Origin of the sequence: Nonomuraea sp. H19 (assembly GCF_052068215.1) — a bacterium.
Taxonomy (GTDB): Bacteria; Actinomycetota; Actinomycetes; order Streptosporangiales; family Streptosporangiaceae; genus Nonomuraea.
In genome coordinates, this window is record NZ_JBQHCV010000011.1 from 151,736 (window position 1) to 168,518 (window position 16,783).

17 protein-coding genes are annotated in these 16,783 nt (G+C 68.0%); 11 read left to right on the top strand and 6 right to left on the bottom strand.

Going from position 1 to position 16,783, the window contains the following annotated elements; all coding sequences use genetic code 11:
- Nucleotides 1-79 precede the first annotated feature (79 nt).
- Nucleotides 80-1,468, bottom strand: coding sequence for a pectate lyase family protein (locus ACTMTI_RS25190; RefSeq protein WP_441122966.1), 1,389 nt, complete (start codon nucleotides 1,466-1,468; stop codon nucleotides 80-82).
- Nucleotides 1,469-1,924: 456 nt separating this feature from the next.
- Complete coding sequence (locus tag ACTMTI_RS25195; protein WP_441122967.1) at nucleotides 1,925-2,287, bottom strand: ArsR/SmtB family transcription factor; 363 nt, start codon at nucleotides 2,285-2,287, stop codon at nucleotides 1,925-1,927.
- An 87-nt stretch (nucleotides 2,288-2,374) separates the two neighbouring features.
- On the opposite strand from ACTMTI_RS25195, the gene ACTMTI_RS25200 reads away from it, so the two are divergent.
- Nucleotides 2,375-3,523: an MFS transporter gene (locus ACTMTI_RS25200; protein WP_441122968.1), complete on the top strand. Its 1,149-nt coding sequence runs from the start codon at nucleotides 2,375-2,377 to the stop codon at nucleotides 3,521-3,523.
- Nucleotides 3,524-3,531: 8 nt separating this feature from the next.
- Here ACTMTI_RS25200 and ACTMTI_RS25205 read toward each other — a convergent pair whose 3' ends face one another.
- A complete protein-coding gene (locus tag ACTMTI_RS25205) occupies nucleotides 3,532-4,056 on the bottom strand; it encodes a helix-turn-helix transcriptional regulator (RefSeq protein WP_441122969.1) in 525 nt (174 codons plus the stop codon).
- A 91-nt stretch (nucleotides 4,057-4,147) separates the two neighbouring features.
- Between ACTMTI_RS25205 and ACTMTI_RS25210 the strand changes: the two genes are divergently transcribed.
- The gene (locus ACTMTI_RS25210; protein ID WP_441122970.1) at nucleotides 4,148-5,419 is read left to right on the top strand and encodes a serine hydrolase; all 1,272 of its coding nucleotides are present in this window, start codon (nucleotides 4,148-4,150) and stop codon (nucleotides 5,417-5,419) included.
- Nucleotides 5,420-5,499: 80 nt separating this feature from the next.
- Nucleotides 5,500-6,180 carry a hypothetical protein gene (locus tag ACTMTI_RS25215; protein ID WP_441122971.1) on the top strand — a complete coding sequence of 227 codons (681 nt, stop codon included), beginning with the start codon at nucleotides 5,500-5,502 and terminating at the stop codon, nucleotides 6,178-6,180.
- On the opposite strand, the gene ACTMTI_RS25220 is transcribed toward ACTMTI_RS25215, so the two are convergent.
- Together ACTMTI_RS25220 and ACTMTI_RS25225 are read right to left on the bottom strand one after the other, a co-directional pair.
- A complete protein-coding gene (locus ACTMTI_RS25220; RefSeq protein ID WP_441122972.1) occupies nucleotides 6,172-7,002 on the bottom strand; it encodes an undecaprenyl-diphosphate phosphatase in 831 nt (276 codons plus the stop codon). The genes ACTMTI_RS25215 and ACTMTI_RS25220 overlap by 9 nt on opposite strands.
- Nucleotides 7,003-7,041: 39 nt before the next feature.
- Nucleotides 7,042-7,746: a MurR/RpiR family transcriptional regulator gene (locus tag ACTMTI_RS25225; RefSeq protein ID WP_441122973.1), complete on the bottom strand. Its 705-nt coding sequence runs from the start codon at nucleotides 7,744-7,746 to the stop codon at nucleotides 7,042-7,044.
- Nucleotides 7,747-9,518: 1,772 nt separating this feature from the next.
- On the opposite strand from ACTMTI_RS25225, the gene ACTMTI_RS25230 reads away from it, so the two are divergent.
- The gene (locus ACTMTI_RS25230) at nucleotides 9,519-9,710 is read left to right on the top strand and encodes an ATP-binding cassette domain-containing protein (protein WP_441122974.1); all 192 of its coding nucleotides are present in this window, start codon (nucleotides 9,519-9,521) and stop codon (nucleotides 9,708-9,710) included.
- A gap of 12 nt (nucleotides 9,711-9,722) precedes the next feature.
- On the opposite strand, the gene ACTMTI_RS25235 is transcribed toward ACTMTI_RS25230, so the two are convergent.
- A complete protein-coding gene (locus ACTMTI_RS25235) occupies nucleotides 9,723-10,532 on the bottom strand; it encodes an NmrA family NAD(P)-binding protein (protein WP_441122975.1) in 810 nt (269 codons plus the stop codon).
- Between the two features lie 74 nt (nucleotides 10,533-10,606).
- On the opposite strand from ACTMTI_RS25235, the gene ACTMTI_RS25240 reads away from it, so the two are divergent.
- The 7 genes from ACTMTI_RS25240 (at nucleotide 10,607) to lipB (ending at nucleotide 16,746) form a co-directional block, all read left to right on the top strand.
- Complete coding sequence (locus ACTMTI_RS25240; protein WP_441122976.1) at nucleotides 10,607-11,539, top strand: AraC family transcriptional regulator; 933 nt, start codon at nucleotides 10,607-10,609, stop codon at nucleotides 11,537-11,539.
- Complete coding sequence (locus ACTMTI_RS25245) at nucleotides 11,536-12,045, top strand: HAD domain-containing protein (protein ID WP_441122977.1); 510 nt, start codon at nucleotides 11,536-11,538, stop codon at nucleotides 12,043-12,045. The genes ACTMTI_RS25240 and ACTMTI_RS25245 overlap by 4 nt, the downstream gene beginning before the upstream one ends.
- A gap of 60 nt (nucleotides 12,046-12,105) precedes the next feature.
- A complete protein-coding gene (locus ACTMTI_RS25250) occupies nucleotides 12,106-12,297 on the top strand; it encodes a PspC domain-containing protein (RefSeq protein WP_441122978.1) in 192 nt (63 codons plus the stop codon).
- A 983-nt stretch (nucleotides 12,298-13,280) separates the two neighbouring features.
- Nucleotides 13,281-14,534 carry an AAA family ATPase gene (locus ACTMTI_RS25255; protein WP_441122979.1) on the top strand — a complete coding sequence of 418 codons (1,254 nt, stop codon included), beginning with the start codon at nucleotides 13,281-13,283 and terminating at the stop codon, nucleotides 14,532-14,534.
- The gene (locus ACTMTI_RS25260) at nucleotides 14,534-15,247 is read left to right on the top strand and encodes an RloB family protein (RefSeq protein WP_441122980.1); all 714 of its coding nucleotides are present in this window, start codon (nucleotides 14,534-14,536) and stop codon (nucleotides 15,245-15,247) included. The genes ACTMTI_RS25255 and ACTMTI_RS25260 overlap by 1 nt, the downstream gene beginning before the upstream one ends.
- Before the next feature lie 133 nt (nucleotides 15,248-15,380).
- Nucleotides 15,381-16,046: a class I SAM-dependent DNA methyltransferase gene (locus tag ACTMTI_RS25265; protein ID WP_441122981.1), complete on the top strand. Its 666-nt coding sequence runs from the start codon at nucleotides 15,381-15,383 to the stop codon at nucleotides 16,044-16,046.
- Between the two features lie 64 nt (nucleotides 16,047-16,110).
- Nucleotides 16,111-16,746 carry a lipoyl(octanoyl) transferase LipB gene (gene lipB, locus ACTMTI_RS25270; RefSeq protein WP_441122982.1) on the top strand — a complete coding sequence of 212 codons (636 nt, stop codon included), beginning with the start codon at nucleotides 16,111-16,113 and terminating at the stop codon, nucleotides 16,744-16,746.
- The last annotated feature ends 37 nt before the right edge of the window (nucleotides 16,747-16,783 follow it).

A 16,783-nucleotide genomic window follows, 5' to 3' on the forward strand; every position in this document is an offset into this window, starting at 1 on the left:
TACCGCGCGAAGTCGTGGCGGCCGGCGACCGACTGGTGCTGGTCGCAGGCCGCCACCTGTACCTCACGCGGGGGCGCTGTTACAGCTTGCCGGCGCCCGCACCCGCCGTGACGGAGGACTTCACGGTGCCGACATTCTCCGCGGTGTAGCCGTACGGGAGTGCGGCCACGGAGCCATTGGTTTCACACGGCCCGGAGTTGGTCAGCGAGTTGTCGCGCGCCACCAACCGGCCGGGATCGGAGTCCCCGTACCCGCTCCTCGACCAGCACGCCTGCTGGACATTTTCGAAGACGTTGGCTTCGACGAGCAGTCCGGCGTCCATAACCGAGGCGATGGCGTAGGAGGAGGTGTTGTTGTTGATATTCGAGTAGTAGTTGTTGAACACGTGGACCGTCTCACCGAAACGCACCCGCGGGCTGCGCTCGAAGGTCCGGTCGAACCAGTTGTGGTGGTAGGTGACCCGTAGGTGGCTCCGGTCTTCACTGGCGTTGCTGTCGGAGTGGCCGACCAGTGAGTTCTTCCAGTGATTGCGGAAAATGTTCCACGACACAGTGATGTAGTCGGCGCCGTGGGTGATGTCCAGCATGCCGTCGTAGTAGTCCGGGTCGCTCTCGATGGTGCTGGAGAGGGTGTTGCGGTCGATCCACACATGGGTGGCGTTCTCGATCTGGATCGCGTCGTTACCGGGTACGCCGCGGATGTTCATGTTCTGGATGACCACATTGGCCGGGTGCATGTCCTCGATGTTGAGGGTGGTCGCGGAGACACCCGAGTTCGCGCCGACGCCCCGGATCGTCTTGTTGGCCGAGATCTCGACGGTGCCCGAGCCGCTGAGCATGCCGTTGACCAGGATGGTCCTGGCCCCTGCGGCCTGTGCCTGGGTCCGGAAATCGGCGAAGGTGCTCACGGTGATCGTGGGTCCACCCGCACCACCGGTCGTGCCACCGCTTTCTGTGGCCCAGCCGATGATTCCCCCCGGTGGCGGGGGTGGTGTGCCGCCCACTTCGACGTCGATGTAGTCGATGTTGGGCAGGCCGTTCGAGGTGGTCGGGTTGAACCGGATGGTGTTGCTCCCCGCGTTCACCGACACGGTAAGCGTCTTGGTGACCCAGGTGTTCCATGCGCCGGTGGCCTCGTACGAGACGCTTTGGGCGGTGGAGCCGTTGACGATCAGGTCGGCGGACCGGGCACCCGTGGCCCCGTTGGCGAACCGGACGCCTAGCGTCGCCGTCCCGGCTGCGCCGGCGTTGACGGTGAACTGGGCGAAGGCGCCGGTGGCGTTGTTGCCGTTGCAGAAGCCACTACCCGAGTACCCGGACCAGTTGCTGTCGATAGTGCCGCTGCAGACCGCGGGGGAGTTCTCCGCCTCATACCGCGTCGGCGCGGCATGCGCGGCGGGTTGTGACAGTACGACGAACACGCCGGCTAACAGGCCCGCGCAGGCGAGGACGGATTTCAGGCGCATCATCCTTCTCCAATGGTGTCGGTACGGCGGCGCTGGCATATTTTTTCAGCGCCAAGACGGCCGCGTACGAGATCGCCTTCGGTGTCCCTGCCCGGGCAAAGCATGGAAACATCGATGAAACCAAAGCCACACTAGGAAAGCGCTTTCCCCGAGTCAATACGGGCTCTGCTCGGCAAATCGGTTGGAAGGCGTCGCCGCTGGTCAGGGGTCAACAGGCCGGTCAGCTGCCGGTGAAACTTTCATTACTTGCGATCTGTCGCTGAGGTTTGGTTGTACGTCCAGAAGAGCGAGGCTGAAGCCGTTGGGGCACAAAAAGGCTCAGTCACTGAGAAGGCGGCCTCAACGTCGATCGGTGCGCAACACGGCTTCTTGAGCTGATTCTCGATATCGGCTCTCTCGTTGCGCGGCTCCGGTGATGGAAGTGGCGAAGCATCGCAAGTCGGGCTGTTCCGAAGCTGATCAGGCGGACGGGGCAGTCGGCTGATCAGCGGGGGCTGCCGCCGGAGCGCTGGTCGTGAGGGCCGCCAGCAGGATCGAGTCCAGCAGGCCGGGGAAGCGGCGGTCCAGGTCGTCGCGGCGCAGGCTCATGTATTTCAGCCTGCCTTCCTGCTTCGTGACGACCACGCCCGCCTCACGCAGCGTCCGGTAGTGGTGCGAGGCGGTCGACTTGTGCACCCCGAGGTCGTCACCGGCGACGGTGCACGTCAACTCGCCGCATGCGGCCAGGCGCGCCACGATCTGCAGCCGGACGGGGTCGGACAGCGCCCGCAGGACCTCGGTGAGCTCGATGTCCTCGGTGGCCGGGTGCGGTAGCAGGCGCATGGCTGAAACCCTACCTCCGTTTTATGGTTTGACAACAATCCAACTATACGACAGTTTGATGGGTGTCCAACTTTTTCTGGGGGTTCCATGGGTTCACGGCTCTACCCGCTGGCTGTCGGCAATTTCGCGATCGGTACGGGCATGTTCGTGACCGCCGGGTTGCTCCCGCCCATCTCGGCGGACCTGGGGATCTCCCAGTCGGCCGCCGGGCAGCTCATGACGGTGTTCGCGCTGGCCTACGCCGTGCTGTCGCCGCTGCTCGCGGCCCTGACCGCGCGCCTGCCGCGCAAGCGGTTGCTGCTGCTGGCCATGGGCGTGTTCGTGCTCGGGAACGCCTTGACCGCGCTCGCGCCGACGTACCCGCTGATGCTGGCCACCCGGATCATCGCCGCGGCGGGTGCGGCCATGTTCACGCCGACCGCGTCCGGCGTGGCGAACGCGCTGACCGTGCCGGAGCGTCGTGGGCGCGCGCTGGCGCTGGTGATGGGTGGGCTGAGTGTCGCGTCGGCGATCGGTGTGCCGCTCGGCACCTTGCTGGGCACGGCCTCCGGCTGGCGGGCCACGCTCTGGCTGGTGACCGGGCTCGGGGTGATCGGGCTCGTCGGGGTGGCGGCCATCGTGCCGGAGCTCAGGATCCCCTCGGCGGGGCGCCTCAAGGAGCGCTTGACGCCGCTCGCCGACCGCCGGGTGATGGCGGTGCTCGTCACGCAGTTGCTGATGTTCGCGGCCGGCTTCACCGCGTACACCTATATCGGGTCGCTGTTCGATCTGCCGCTGGCCGCCGTGTTGTGGGCATGGGGGCTCGGCGGCATCGTCGGCAACCAGCTCGGCGGGCGCCTGACCGACGCGTACGGCCCCCGCAGGATGATCCTGGCCGGCCTGGCCGCCTCCACGGTGTTCCTGGCCCTCATCCCCGTCGCGAACCTGGCACTGCCCGTCGCGCTGGTGTGGGCCTTCCTGTGGGGCGTGCTCGGCTGGCTGGTGGCGCCCGCGCAGCAGTTCAGGACCGTCGCGGTGGTGCCGGACAACGTGCCGATCGGGCTGGGGCTGCTGTCGTCCGCGCAGTACCTCGGGCTGTTCGTGGCCGGGCTGTCCGGCGGCGCGGCCCTCGACTGGTACGGCAGGGCGGGCGTGATCGTGCTGGCCACCGCCTTCGGGCTGGTCGCGCTGCTGTTCACGCTGGCCACCTATCGCGGCGCGGCGGCCCCCTCCAGGGAGAGCGTGCCCGTGAGGTAGCCCGGTGGCTACCGCTCCAGCAGGCGCTGGAGGTCGTCCAGCAGTTTCGCGTCGGCGGCCAGGTGCGCCTCGGCGTTCTCGAAGAGGGCGTCGGCCAGTGGCGACATCCCCGCCTTCGCCACGCGCCCGGCGGCGATGACCGCGCGCCGGGCCTCCAGGGCCCGGGACGAGGCCGCCACCAGGTCACGGGCCTCGCCAGAGGCCAGCAGCGCGTGCCAGCGCAGCGCCAGGGCGAAGTCGGACCTGGTGGAGTGCGGGGGCGCGGACAGGGCCTTGCGGAGCAAGTCGCGCAGCGTGCGGCGGCCCTCGGGCGTGATCGCGTAGACGCGGCGCAGCCGGTCGCCGGTGCGCTCCTCGGCGTGGGTCTCCGCCAGTCCTTCGGCCTCCAGCTTGGCCAGGGCGTGGTAGACGGACCCCGGCTTCACGTCGGTCCACTGCTCCAGCGCGCCGTCCGTGACGAGCTGGTTGATCTCGTATCCGTGCCGCGGCCCCTCGTTGAGCAGGCCCAGGACGAGCAACCGGGTCGACGACACTTCGATACCTCCGCTGGATAGTCAAGCTTGACCATATCAGGCGCCTCATGCTCTGATAGTCAAACTCGAATAGTCAAAATGGAGGTATTCGATGTCATTCCTCTCGCGCCGGATGGCCGCGCTGGTCGGGGCGTACGCGGAGCTGGGCAGGTTCAGCGGTGCGGTGCTGGTCGCGCGCGGCGACCGGCAGCTCTTCAAGAAGGGGTACGGCCGTGCCAACCACGAGCACGACGTGCCCAACTCGCCGGCGACCGCATTCCGGATCGGCTCGCAGACCAAGACGTTCACCGCGATCGCGATCCTGCAGCTCCAGGAGCGGGGCAGGCTCCGCGTCGGCGACCCGCTCGCCCGCCACCTGCCCGGCTATCCGCGCGGCGCGGACATCACGCTGCACCACCTGCTGACCAACACCTCCGGCATCCCCGACTACGTCACGGCGGAGGGCTTCACCCGCGTCATGGGGACACCCCGCACGCGGCGGCAGCTCATCGACGGCTTCAAGGACCGGCCGCCGCTGTTCGAGCCGGGCGAGCGGATGAGCTACAGCAACTCCGGATGGGTACTGCTGGGCGAGGTGATCGAGCGGCTGTCCGGCCAGACGTACGGCGACTACCTGCGCGAGCACGTCTTCGCGCCCGCGTCCATGGATCGCACCGGCGTGGCCGACGGGACGCGGCTGGTCAAGGGGCATGCCGACGGCTACATGGCCGTCGAAGGCGAGGTCATCCGCACCCCGTACCTGGACAACTCCAACCAGGACGCCGCGGGTGCCCTGCACTCGACGGTCGAGGACCTGCACCGCTGGAACCGCGGGCTGCCCCGCCTGCTGCGTCCCGGATCGCTCGCGGAGCTGGTGAGGCCGCACGTGCAAGCCGACGGGACCGCGTACGGCTACGGCTGCGCGGTCAGCGGGGACCGCGTCGAGAGCGCGGGCGGGACCATCGGATTCGTCAGCGTCTCGGCCCACTACCGGCGCGACGACCTCTTCGTGACCGTGCTGTCGAACGTCGAGAACGCCGCCTTCTCCGAGATCGAGACCGCGCTGGCGGCGATCGCCCGCGGCGAGCCGTACGAGCTGCCGAGCCGGCGCGTCTTCGTCACCGTGGACCCGGCCGTCTACGACCGGTACGTGGGCCGCTACACCATGCGGTACGCCGGCCGCACCTCCACGATGGACGTCACCCGCGACGGCGACCGGCTGATGGCCGAGGTGCACGGGCTGGCCAGGACCGAGCTGCGGCCCCTGTCCGAGACAAGGTTCTTCGCCAGGATGAAAGGCGAGGTCGAGCTGGAGTTCCTGGCGAGCGGCGAGGTCGCGCTCAACTGGGCCGGACGCGACGTCACCGCCCGCCCCGCCGCCTGATCTTCTCCGTCTCCCAGGGGACGTCCGGTCGTTCCACAGGCGGACGACCGCGGGCGCGCGTGCCGCCTACCGTCGGCGGCATGTTGAACGACCAGGTGACCTTCCGCCGCGTCGCGGCCGGCACCCTCCTCATCGCAGCCCCCCTGTTCCAGGCCGTGGCCGTCCTCATCGACCCAGGCACCTGGGGCGACGACAGGGAGGCGGTCAGCTACGGCGACAACCCCGCACTCGCGCAGGCCCAATCGGCGCTCTACCACTGGAGCTGGCTGCTGATGGCCGTCGCGGCCCTCGGCCTGGTGCACCTGACCAGGCGCAAGGCCACCAGGCTCGGCCACGTCGCGGGCGCGGCGACGGTGGTCGGCTACATCTCCTCCTCCGCCCTGCTGATGGCCGACCCCGTCGAGTGGTGGCTGGGCCGGCATTACCCGCCGGCTCAGGCGCAGAAGATCCTCGACGAGATGATGAACCTGCCGGGGGTCGTCATCGGCTTCCAGATGCCGTGGATGTTCTTCGCGATTCTCGGCCTGCCGCTGCTGACCGTGGCCGTGTGGCGGGCCGGGTTCGTCGGCTGGTGGGTGCCGCTCCTCGTCTTCGTCGGCTACGTCGCCTCGTTCCCGATCCCGTACGGGCCGCTGACCGTGGTGTTCTGGATCCTGCCCGTCATCGGGCTGGGCTGGACCGGTCTGAAGATCCTCAAGATGGGCGACGAGGCGTGGGCGGCCTACTATCCGGCGCGCGACCGGGAGCCCGTCTCAGCCTAGAGGCGGGATCCAGTCCAAGGTGACCGCGAGGATGACGAAGAACCCGAGGGCGATCCGGTAGATGACGAAACCGGTGAACCGGTGGGTGCTGATGTAACGCAGGAACCAGGCCACGGCCAGATAGCCGACGATGAACGAGATGATCGTGGCCAGGATCGTCGGCCCCCACGCGGGGGCCGGGCCGTTGCCGATCTCGCTCAGCTCCAGCAGGCCCGAGGCCAGAACGGCCGGGATGGCCAGCAGGAACGAGTATTTGGCGGCGTCCTCGCGGCGGTAGTCGAGCAGCAGGCCCGCCGTGACGGTGCCGCCCGAGCGGGACACGCCGGGGATCAGGGCGAGCGACTGGGCGAAGCCGTAGACGATGGCGTGCGTGAAGCTGAGGTGCTTTTCCAGCGTGAGCTTGTTGCGGGCGGTGTGGTCGGCGAACCACAGGATGATCGCGAAGACGATCAGCGTGGTGCCCACCACGCGCAGGTCGCGGAAGACGGTCTCGATCTGGTCCTTCAGCACCAGGCCGAGCACGCCGATGGGGAGCGTGCCGACGATGACGTACCAGCCCATGCGGGCCGCCCAGTGGCTGCGTAGCTCCTTGACGAACAGCGAGCGGGTCCAGGTGGAGATGATCTCCCAGATCTCCTTGCGGAAGTAGATCAACACGGCCGTCTCCGTGCCGAGCTGGATGACCGCCGTGAACGCGGCCCCCGGGTCCTGCCAGCCGGCGAAAGCGGAGACCACCCGGATGTGGGCGCTGGAGGAGATCGGCAGGAACTCCGTGAGCCCCTGGACCAACCCCAGAACCACCGCTTCTAGCCAGCCGATCACGACGACACCTTTCAGAACGGGCAAGTGACGAGGGTGAGGCTAGCGGAAACGGGAACCCAGGAGTTGCTCGCGTAGCGCGTTGAGCTGGTGGGAGTGCTCGACCGAGCGCGTCTCGTCGAGCGAGTCGAGCGCCAGCAACAGGGCGTCGGCCACGATGATGCCGGTCAGCGGCTCGGCCGTGATGCCCGTGGGCGTGTGAGGAGCGGCCAGGACCGCGTCCACGCGCTCGGCGAACTCGCCGCCCAGCTCGTCGGAGATCAGCACGATGCCCGCGCCCACCGCGTGGGCCCGGTCGATCAGCACGGTGATCTCCTTCAACCGGCGGCCCGGCTGGAAGATCACCAGCACCTCGCCGTGGCCCAGCCAGAGCAGGTCGTCGGCCAGCGCGAAGCCGGTCGCCGCGGTGGCGCGGGCCCGGTGGCCGCGGCGGCCCAGCTTGAGCGCCAGGTGCCGGGCGGCCGGGTCTGACGCGCCCGCGCCGAACACGAGCACCCCCGGAGCGTTGACCAGCAGCTCGACCGCCTTCTTGAACGCCTCGGGGTTGAGCAGCCGCCGGCAGTGGTCGACGCGCTCACGCGCCTCGTCGAAGACCCGCTCCCAGATGGCCGGCAGGTCCTGGCCGACGTGGCTGATGCGCTGCCGCAGGCGTACGTCCGGAGCCACCGCCGAGGTGAACTCGGCCGCGAGCGCCCGCTTCAACCCCGGCAGGCCGCCGAAGCCCAGCCGCTGCATGGTGCGCACCACGGTGGCGTTGCTGGTGCCCGTCGCGGTGATGCCCCGACAGGCGCGCGTTCGCGCTTGCCCGGCGTGCGCGTGCTTCCAAGGTGGCCAGGTCTTCCAGATAGATGACCGTCGCCCCAGCCGCGGAGGCCTGGTCGACCGCCCAGCGTGCCGCCGACCAGGCCAGCGCGTGGTTCAGGTTCCGGATGCGCGCGCACAAACGCCCGTGTTCCACGTCGATCCTCTGGCAGGCCGCGCTCAGCTGCGGGAAGCGGGGATCGGCGGACGTGATCCCCGCCGGGAGCCTTTCCAGGTGCTGGTGCTTGACGGCCAGGTGCTCACGCTCGGCCCGCAGCCGGTGCAGCTTGGCAGAGATACCGCTGGCGTCGTAGGTCAGCGGCCGCCCGTCGCAGATCACCCGGCCATCGGCCAAACGTGCTGCCGCACCGGTTAGCAGCGTGTTGACGCCCCAATCGAATCCGCACCCGATCACATGACCGGTCGCGCGCGCGAACGCGACCGGGATCTCAAACGGCAGATCGACACGCACCCGGCCCTTTTTCACCCGCAACGTCGGGGTGCACAACTTCGCTTCCGGCGGCACGGTCGGCGGCAACGCCACCGGCATCACGTGCCAGGCCCAGTCCCTACTCGAGGCAGGAGCTTCTACCAGGGGAAGCCGCACCCGCAACCGGGCGCCGCAGCTGCCGACGCGGACTAGGCTGACCAGTTGCTTGTCGGCCGCCGCCAGCACGACCTGCGCCGCAACCTTCGGGGGCTCCTCCAATTCCGTGAGATCGGCCGGGAGCACGTCATGCTCGCTGAGATACGCGCGGACCTGCCGGTCCGGTTGCGGATCTCCGCCGAGGTCACCCCGTCCGGCAGTAGCTTACGTAGCGCCTCCCATTCGGCGCTGGTCCGCGCACGCGGATTCTGCGGCCACGTCGCCACGATCGCCTCCACCAGCAGGCGTCGGTGCAGCGCCATCCGCAAAGTACGAGCGGCCTGCTCCTCCGCACACCGCAACACCCGATCGCAGACGTACACGCCCGAGGCGGGGATCACACCCCAGCCCAGCCGCCGGATGGCCATCCATCCCTTGACGGCAACGCGCGCCCGTCCGGCCCGGTCCTGGATGTCAGCGCATCCGATTCCGCCGCATTCCATCGGTCAGTGACGACGCGGGCGGTGAGGTCTCGCGCCAGGCCGGTCAACCATGCCACCCGCTGCGCCAGGAGCGTATGAGGAACGACTTCGCCGGTTTTCTCCACACTGGCGCCATGGGCGGTGCAGGTCGCGGTCGAGGTGAGTTTACTCATTCACCGCCCCCCGGTTTGGATGCCGCATCGAGCCGCTTATGCGCCGCCAACAGCCGTTTGCGTACATCTTGATCAGCCTCAGAACCGGCAACACCACATGCGTGCGCTCGTCCAGGCGTAATCCGTACCGATCGGGCGCTGGGCGCTTGGTGAAACGGGGGGAAGCCCACTGGTTGGCCCCTGCGCTCGCTGGTGCGGGGATTGTGCCAGCTGGCCAGAGCCCTCGTTTGACGTGCTGTCGGATCCAGAGCGAAGCGGTACGTGTGCACGATCTGCACCCCACCACCACCCAACTCTCACGCTAAGTGTCCTTAACGCTACCATCGGTTTGCACCTTCGAGTAGAACGTTTGGGCGATACGCAGTCGCCTACTGCGACGCCGCGCTGTCCACATGCTGTGGACGTCTGTGGGGAGTGGCAGCCCTCGCCTGTGACCGTATCGGGTGACTCGGCCGCCTGCCGGCTGCTGGAGGTCTGATGCTCGCCGTACACGATCTGTGCAAGTCCTTCCACGGTACGGCCGCCGCCGCGGACGTCTCGTTCGAGCTGCGTTCCGGCTCCCTTGGCCTGGTGGGCGAGCCGGGGTCGGGGAAGACCACGATCGCCCGCATACTCGTCGGCCTCGTCACCCCCGACACCCGTGTGGCCGAATCCCGCGGCCGGCTCTGACCACCCTGGCGATCATCGCGCCCAGACCGGGGCGTTGGCCCTGGCGAAGTCGGCGAAGTCGCGGGCCGGGCGGCCGAGGGCCTGCCGCACGCCGTCGGTCACGCTCGCGTTGCGGCCGTCGAGGATCTCGGTGAACAGCAGGGACAGGCCCTCCGCCTCCTCCCGGGGCACTCCATGCGTGACGGCCCCGTCGATGTATTCCTCCGCCGGCACGCGGACGAACTGGATCCGCCTGCCGGTGGCCTTCGACAGCTCGTCCGCCACCTGTGCGAACGTCAGCAGCCTCGGGCCCGTCAGCTCGTACAGCTTGCCCACGTGCCCGTCCTCGCTGAGCGCGGCTGCGGCCACGTCGGCGATGTCGTCCACGTCCACGAACGGCTCGGGCACGTCCGGGGCGGGCAACGCGATGACCCCCTCGCGCACCGGCTCGGCGATGAAGCCCTCGGTGAAGTTCTGCATGAACCAGCTGCAGCGCACGATCGTCCACTCCACGCCGGACTCCTGCACGGTGCGCTCGCTCGCCTGAGCCTCCGGCTCGCCCCGGCCCGACAACAGGACCAGACGCCGGACGCCGCTCTTGACGGCCAGCTCGGTGAACGCCTTCACGTCGTCATACGCGGCCGGGAAGGCCAGGTCGGGGTAGTAGGACACATATACGGCCGAGACGCCGTCGAGGGCCTGCGGCCACGTGGAGCGGTCTTCCCAGGCGAAGGCCGGTACGGACGAGCGGGATCCGATCCGCACGGGCAGGCCCAGCGCGGTGAGCCGGTCGGCCACGCGGCGGCCGGTCTTGCCCGTGCCGCCCAGAATCAAAGTTGTCATGTACCTAGTAAGCCGCCATACCCATAAGACTCTCCATAGTTGAAAAGCCCAATCGCATATGCGATCGTCTAGCAATGGATCAGCTCGCGGCTTTGCTCGACGGCCCGCGGGCTCGTGGCGCCTTCCTGCTCCGCTGCATCCTGGACCCGCCCTGGTCGATGCGCATCCAGGACGAAGCCCCGCTGGCGGTGACGGCTGTGGTGCGCGGGAAGGCATGGGTGGTGCTCGACGAGGGCGAGCCCGTACGCCTGCTGCCGGGCGACGTCGCGATCAACCGGGGGCCGGAGCCGTACATCGTGGCCGACGATCCCGGCACCGAGCCGCAGATCGTCATCCACCCCGGCCAGCACTGCACCACGCTCGACGGCGAGTCGCTCTACCAGGCCATGGACCTGGGCGTGCGGACGTGGGGCAACGACCTCGACGGCGAGACCGTGCTGCTGACCGGCGTCTACAGCATGCAGGGGGAGGTCAGCAGGCGGCTGCTCGAGGCGCTGCCCCCGCTGCTCGTCCAGCCGGGCGGCCCGATCATCTCGCTGCTCGGCACGGAGATCGTCAAGGACGAGCCGGGGCAGGAGGCCGTCCTGGACCGGCTGCTCGACCTGCTGCTCATCGCGGTGCTGCGGGCGTGGTTCGCCACGTATGAGGCGCCGGCGTGGTATCGCGCCATGAGCGATCCCATCGTCGGCAAGGCCATGCGGATGCTGCACAACAACCCCGCACACCCGTGGACGGTCGCCGCCCTGGCCGCCGAGGTGGGCGTCTCCCGGGCGTCGCTGGCCAGGCGCTTCACCGAACTGGTCGGCGAGCCGCCGATGGCCTTCCTCACCGACTGGCGCCTGGCACTGGCCGCCGACCTGCTGCGCGAGCCCGACGCCACGGTGGGGTCGGTGGCCAGGAAGGTCGGGTACGGCAGCCCGTTCGCCCTCAGCGCGGCCTTCAAACGGGTGCGGGGGGTGAGCCCGCAGGAATACCGGGCCGGAGCCGTAGCGGGGGCCGCGATGTGAAACCTCTGCTGCTGCTCGACGTGGACGGCGTGCTCAACCCCATGGGACGGCCCACCCCGGACTACCGGCGCTACCGGTGCACGATCGGCGACGATGTCTACACCGTCCACCTCAACCCCAGGCACGGCCGCAGGCTCCTCGACCTGGCCCAGCTGACCGGCGCCGAGCTGGTCTGGGCCACCACCTGGGAACAGCACGCCAACGAGTGGATCGCCCCCAGGATCGGCCTGCCCGCGCTCCCCGTCATCCCCATGAACCCGGACACACCACCGAGCGAGCACGGCGAGCTGTTCAAGACCCCGCACGTGGCGGCGTACGCGGGGCGGCGGCCGTTCGTCTGGTTCGATGACCAGGTGTGGGCGGAGGACGAGGACTATCTCAGGGTGCATCAGGGACTTGCCGATTTCCTCCTCATCCACGTGGACCCGAACAGGGGACTGACCAGCCGTCATCTGGGCATGGCACATGAATGGCTGACCCTTACAGGGTTTTCTCAGGGTTCCTGACGGGAGTCCAGCGGCCTGGCTGTTCGTTTTCCAGATAGGTCGTAACTCACGGAGGACATCATGTACCGCTCACGAGAGCACAGGATCATCGCCGGCGTCTGCGGCGGTCTCGCCGACAAGATGGGCCTGCCGCCCACCCTCGTCCGGATCCTCTGGCTGCTCCTGTCCCTGATCCCGGGGCCGCTGTGGGTCGTCTACGTCGTCATGTGGATCCTCATCCCGGAGGAGCCGAAGGGCTACCGCGCGGCGTAGGTTCCCAGGCCCACCCGCTGCCCGTCTGGGTGGTGTGCCGCCCGGTACCCACCCGACCGGTTGCCCCAGCGCCTTTCGTCACCTTGTTGAAGCCAGCCGCTTGCTGGTGGACCGCCCCATACACCGCCTCGTGACGGCCCTGCCCGAGCATGCGCGGCACAGGCACCCGGGTACCGGCGAAGAGATCCACTGCCAGAAAGCCGACGTCGTGCGAGGAGTACCGATTGATGTCGCAACATCAGGTTCCCAGGGTCCCTGCGGAACCGTGGGCCTGGGGCACGTAGCTCAATTCGGCGATCGGCCGGATGCCGTGGGATTCAGGCATCGCCTGAGCAGCGCCTTCCTCGACGCCGTGTCGCATCATGGGTGCTGTGATCGAGGAGCGTCTCACCGGCGGCAACAACGCACGGGAAGTGGTGCGGGTCGGCGCCACCGTGCTTCCAGCAGGGCCTGCCGGTGGCCTTCATCGACTGGTCCTCCAGCCGCTCCGGCAACCGGCTTGACGACCTGGGCTATATGACATGGACCTGGTGCATCCGGTCTCAAGGCCGAGTGCCGATCAGCCGGCAAGCCCAGCATCTGCGCGAGCTACGCGACGGCTACGGGACCGTTGACCCCGAACAACTTCTGGACGCGATGCTGCGAAGGCAAACCGCCATCGCGGACGCGGAGACAGCCAACCTCAGCAACCCCAAGCTCAGCCCCACTCGCCGTCGCCACACCCGAACAGCCATCGCCTGGGGCCATCGCCGACCGCGATCTCATTCACCGTAACCGGACGCTGTTGCTACGCGCACTCCGGTGATGCGGACTTCCATGCACCCGGCCTCGTATGTGCCTGGTCGGATGACTCATCCGTGACTGCTGTGCCCGTCGCCTGTTGAGCGCCAAAGTGAACGCCGTACCGGCGGCCTGGCTTGTACGTAGATAATCTTCATGGATCGCTCTAAGATGGAGCAGTAAACCCGATTTGAAGGCTTGCGATGTTGCTTCGCTTCAGAGGTGCCAACCATAGATCATTTCGTGATGAGTTCGAGGTATGGCTGGCCGCCAGCAAGTTCAACCAGGGGGCGCGGCGTCCTGCCGGTCTCGCGGAGGACTCCGAGCTGGCCTACCTGCCTACGACGGCGATCTACGGCTCCAATGCGTCCGGCAAGTCGAACGTCCTGCATGCCATCCGGTGGATGCGGCAGGCCGTTCTCAACTCCGTCCATGGCTGGTCCACTCTGGATGGCGTTCCCCGTGAGCCCTACGAACTCGACCCGGCGGCCCGTGCGGACGCCTCGCTCTTCGAGGTGGACATCGTGCTCAACGGCGACCGGTACGTTTACGGCTTCGAAGTCTCCGACGAGCAGGTCGAGACCGAATGGCTGCATGCGTACCCAGGTGGGCAGGCCCGCAGGCAGGTGTGGTTCGAACGCGATGCCGACTCCGACGATCTGTTCGCCTTTCCCGGCGAGGGGCTGAAGGGGCCAAAGGAAAGCCTTGTCTCGCAGACACGGCCCAACGCCCTTTTCCTGACGGTCGCGGCGGCCTTCAACCAGCCCCATCTCAAGCCGATCCATGACTGGTTCAGGCACAACCTGTGGTGGATCAGCCCGGGCCGCGACTTCGAGGAACGTCAGAGCTTCACGCGGAAGATGCTCGACGATCCTCGGCAGCGAGAACGGATCATCGGACTGCTCAAGATTGCGGATCTGGGCGTCGTGGGAACTGAGATCGACACGTTGACCGGTGAGCTGCGGCTCCTGCATCAAGGGCCCAACGGTCCTGTTCCGTTGAGCTATGAACGGCAGGAGTCTATGGGGACGCGGTCGTGGTTCGCCTTCATCGGGCCACTTCTCACTGCCCTCGACCGCGGGGCGGCCCTCCTCGTCGACGAACTCGACACCAGCCTGCACCCCCTGTTCGCCGCCGACGTCCTGCGGCTTTTCCAGGACCCGGCGGCCAATCCGAACAACGCGCAACTTGTGTGCACGGTCCATGACGCGAGCCTGCTGGGTCGTACGCACCTCTTCCAGCCCCTGGAACGCGACCAGGTGCGCATCACCGTCAAGAACCGGGACGGCATATCCGAGATCTACCCGCTGACCGATGCCCGCCCCCGCAAGAGCGAGGCTCTCGACCGCAACTACCTCGCGGGCGCCTATGGCGGTGTGCCGACACTGACTGTCGGGGAGATCGCCGAGACGCTTGCCGGGCCGCTCGCCGACCCCGCGATGGAGGTGCCCCACTGATGGCCAAGCGGGGGGCGCCCGGTGGAGACTCGGCTCCGCATCCAGGGCGAGGCGGCCCTAGAAAGAACAAAGTCCTGATCGTCGTCTGCGAAGGCCAGACCGAGCGGAGCTACTTCCATCGTCTCAACCACCGCTATGGAGCCGAGCACAACTTTCAGATCCAGCTCACCCCGCGCAAGGTCACCGAAGGGCAGCAGTTCAACGGCTATAAGCCTGTCCCAGCGGTCCGAGAGGCGATCCGGCTCAAGAAGACCACCAAAGGGATCAAGAACACCCAGTTTTGGACGGTGTTCGACCGTGATGAGAACGACGACATCTACGAGGCATTTCGCCTCGCCCGCCAGAACGACATCAACATCGCGTTCTCCCATCCGCACTTCGAGCTCTGGCTCTGGCTCCACTTCGCGTCGTGCCCGCCCGGCCGGCTCGGCGGAGACCGTACGGTGACTCCGGCGAAACTCCGAAAGACCAGGGAGTTCGAAGACTTCGAAAAGCTCCTCGAGCCGCGCCACTTCGAGGAGCTGATCAAGTGTGGCCGGCAGGCGAATGCGGTCCGGCTGGCCCGACGTCTCGTGGACGACTGCCCGAGCGGGCGCTGCGCCCCACCATCAGAGCCGGGCGCGGCCGGACATGCCGCCAGCTGTGACATCCTCCTGCGTGACCCGTCCACCGACGTCTACCGGATCCTCGAGGTTCTTGGGATCGTCTCATAATGCGGACGTCGCCCGCTCACCCGGTCCGTCAGCTGGTGCTGTTTATACGCCCGCTGCCTCTCAGCCGAGATCGTCCTGCGAGCCACGCGATCTCGGTGCCCAGCTCGGCCCGGTAGGTCTAAGGTCCTCTACCGTGATCGAACCGGACTTCCTGCGTACCACCCGCGCGTCCTACGACGCCGTGGCCGCCGACTACGCTCAACGTTTCCACGACGAACTGGCGACCAAGCCGCTGGACCGAGCGCTGCTGGCCGCCTTCGCCGAACTCGTGCGCGCCGCCGATGACCGGCCGGTCGCCGACCTCGGCTGCGGCCATGGCCACGTGACGGCCCGTCTGCAGGCTCTGGGACTGGACGCGTTCGGGATCGATCTGTCGCCCCGGATGGTCGCGCTGGCCCGGCAGTCGCATCCGGGACTGCGTTTCGACGAAGGGTCGATGACGGCGCTGGACCTGCCGGACGGTGGTCTCGGCGGCATCGTGGCCCTGTACTCGATCATCCACATTCCGGAGGAACGGCTGCCGGCGGTGTTCGCCGAGTTCTACCGGGTGCTGGCTCCCGGCGGCCACGCGCTGCTGGCCTTCCAGGTGGGCGATGAGCAGGTACGCAGGACGGAGGCGTTCGGGCACCAGATCTGCCTTGATCATTACTTGCGGCCGCCGGATCGCATCGCCGAGTTGTTGAGCCGGAACGGGCTGGTCGAAGTCGCCCGGATGCTGCGCGAGCGTGACGAGAGGGACGAGAGAGTCCCGCGGGCCTACTTGCTGGCCCGCAAACCCGCCGATGTCAGCTCATCGTGACGCGCCCCGCGCAACCGCCGCAGCCTGGGCGCCGGCTTTCCCGGGGGCGGCTTATCCTCGAAGCATGAGGGCAAGGCCGCTGACACTCGTTCAGGACGATCTCGTCGACTACGACACGGCGATGGAGCGCATGACCGACCTCGTCGGGCAGCGCCAGCGGGACGCGCGGCCGGACACGCTGTGGCTGCTCAGCCACCCGTCCGTTTACACCGTCGGGCGTCGCACGCCGATGACCCATCTGCCCGACCCCACACGGGGCATCCCCGTCATGGAGACGAGGCGCGGCGGGCAGCTCACCTACCACGGGCCGGGGCAGCTCGTCGGCTACCTGATCGTCAAGCTGGACGAGGACCAGGGCATCGTCGACTACGTGCGCGAGGTGGAGCTGCGGCTGGTGGAGGCGCTGGGCAAGCTGGGCCTGCCCGCTGAACGGCGCGACACACCGCCGGGGTCCGAGCTGCTGACCGGCGTGTGGACCGCCGAGACCGGGCGCAAGATCGTCTCGATCGGGATGCGGCAGAGCCGGGGCGTGACCAGCCACGGGTTCGCGCTCAACGTGGACGGCGATCTGTCTCCCTGGAACTGGGCGGTCGCCTGCGGGATGCCGGACGTGGACATGACCTCGATCAAGCGCGAGCTGGGGTCCGCCTCCATGGATGAGGTACGGACGGTCGTGGCGGCCGCCTTCGAGGCTTCCTGACGGGTACGTGGGCACGGCCTGCGGGAAGCCGTACCCA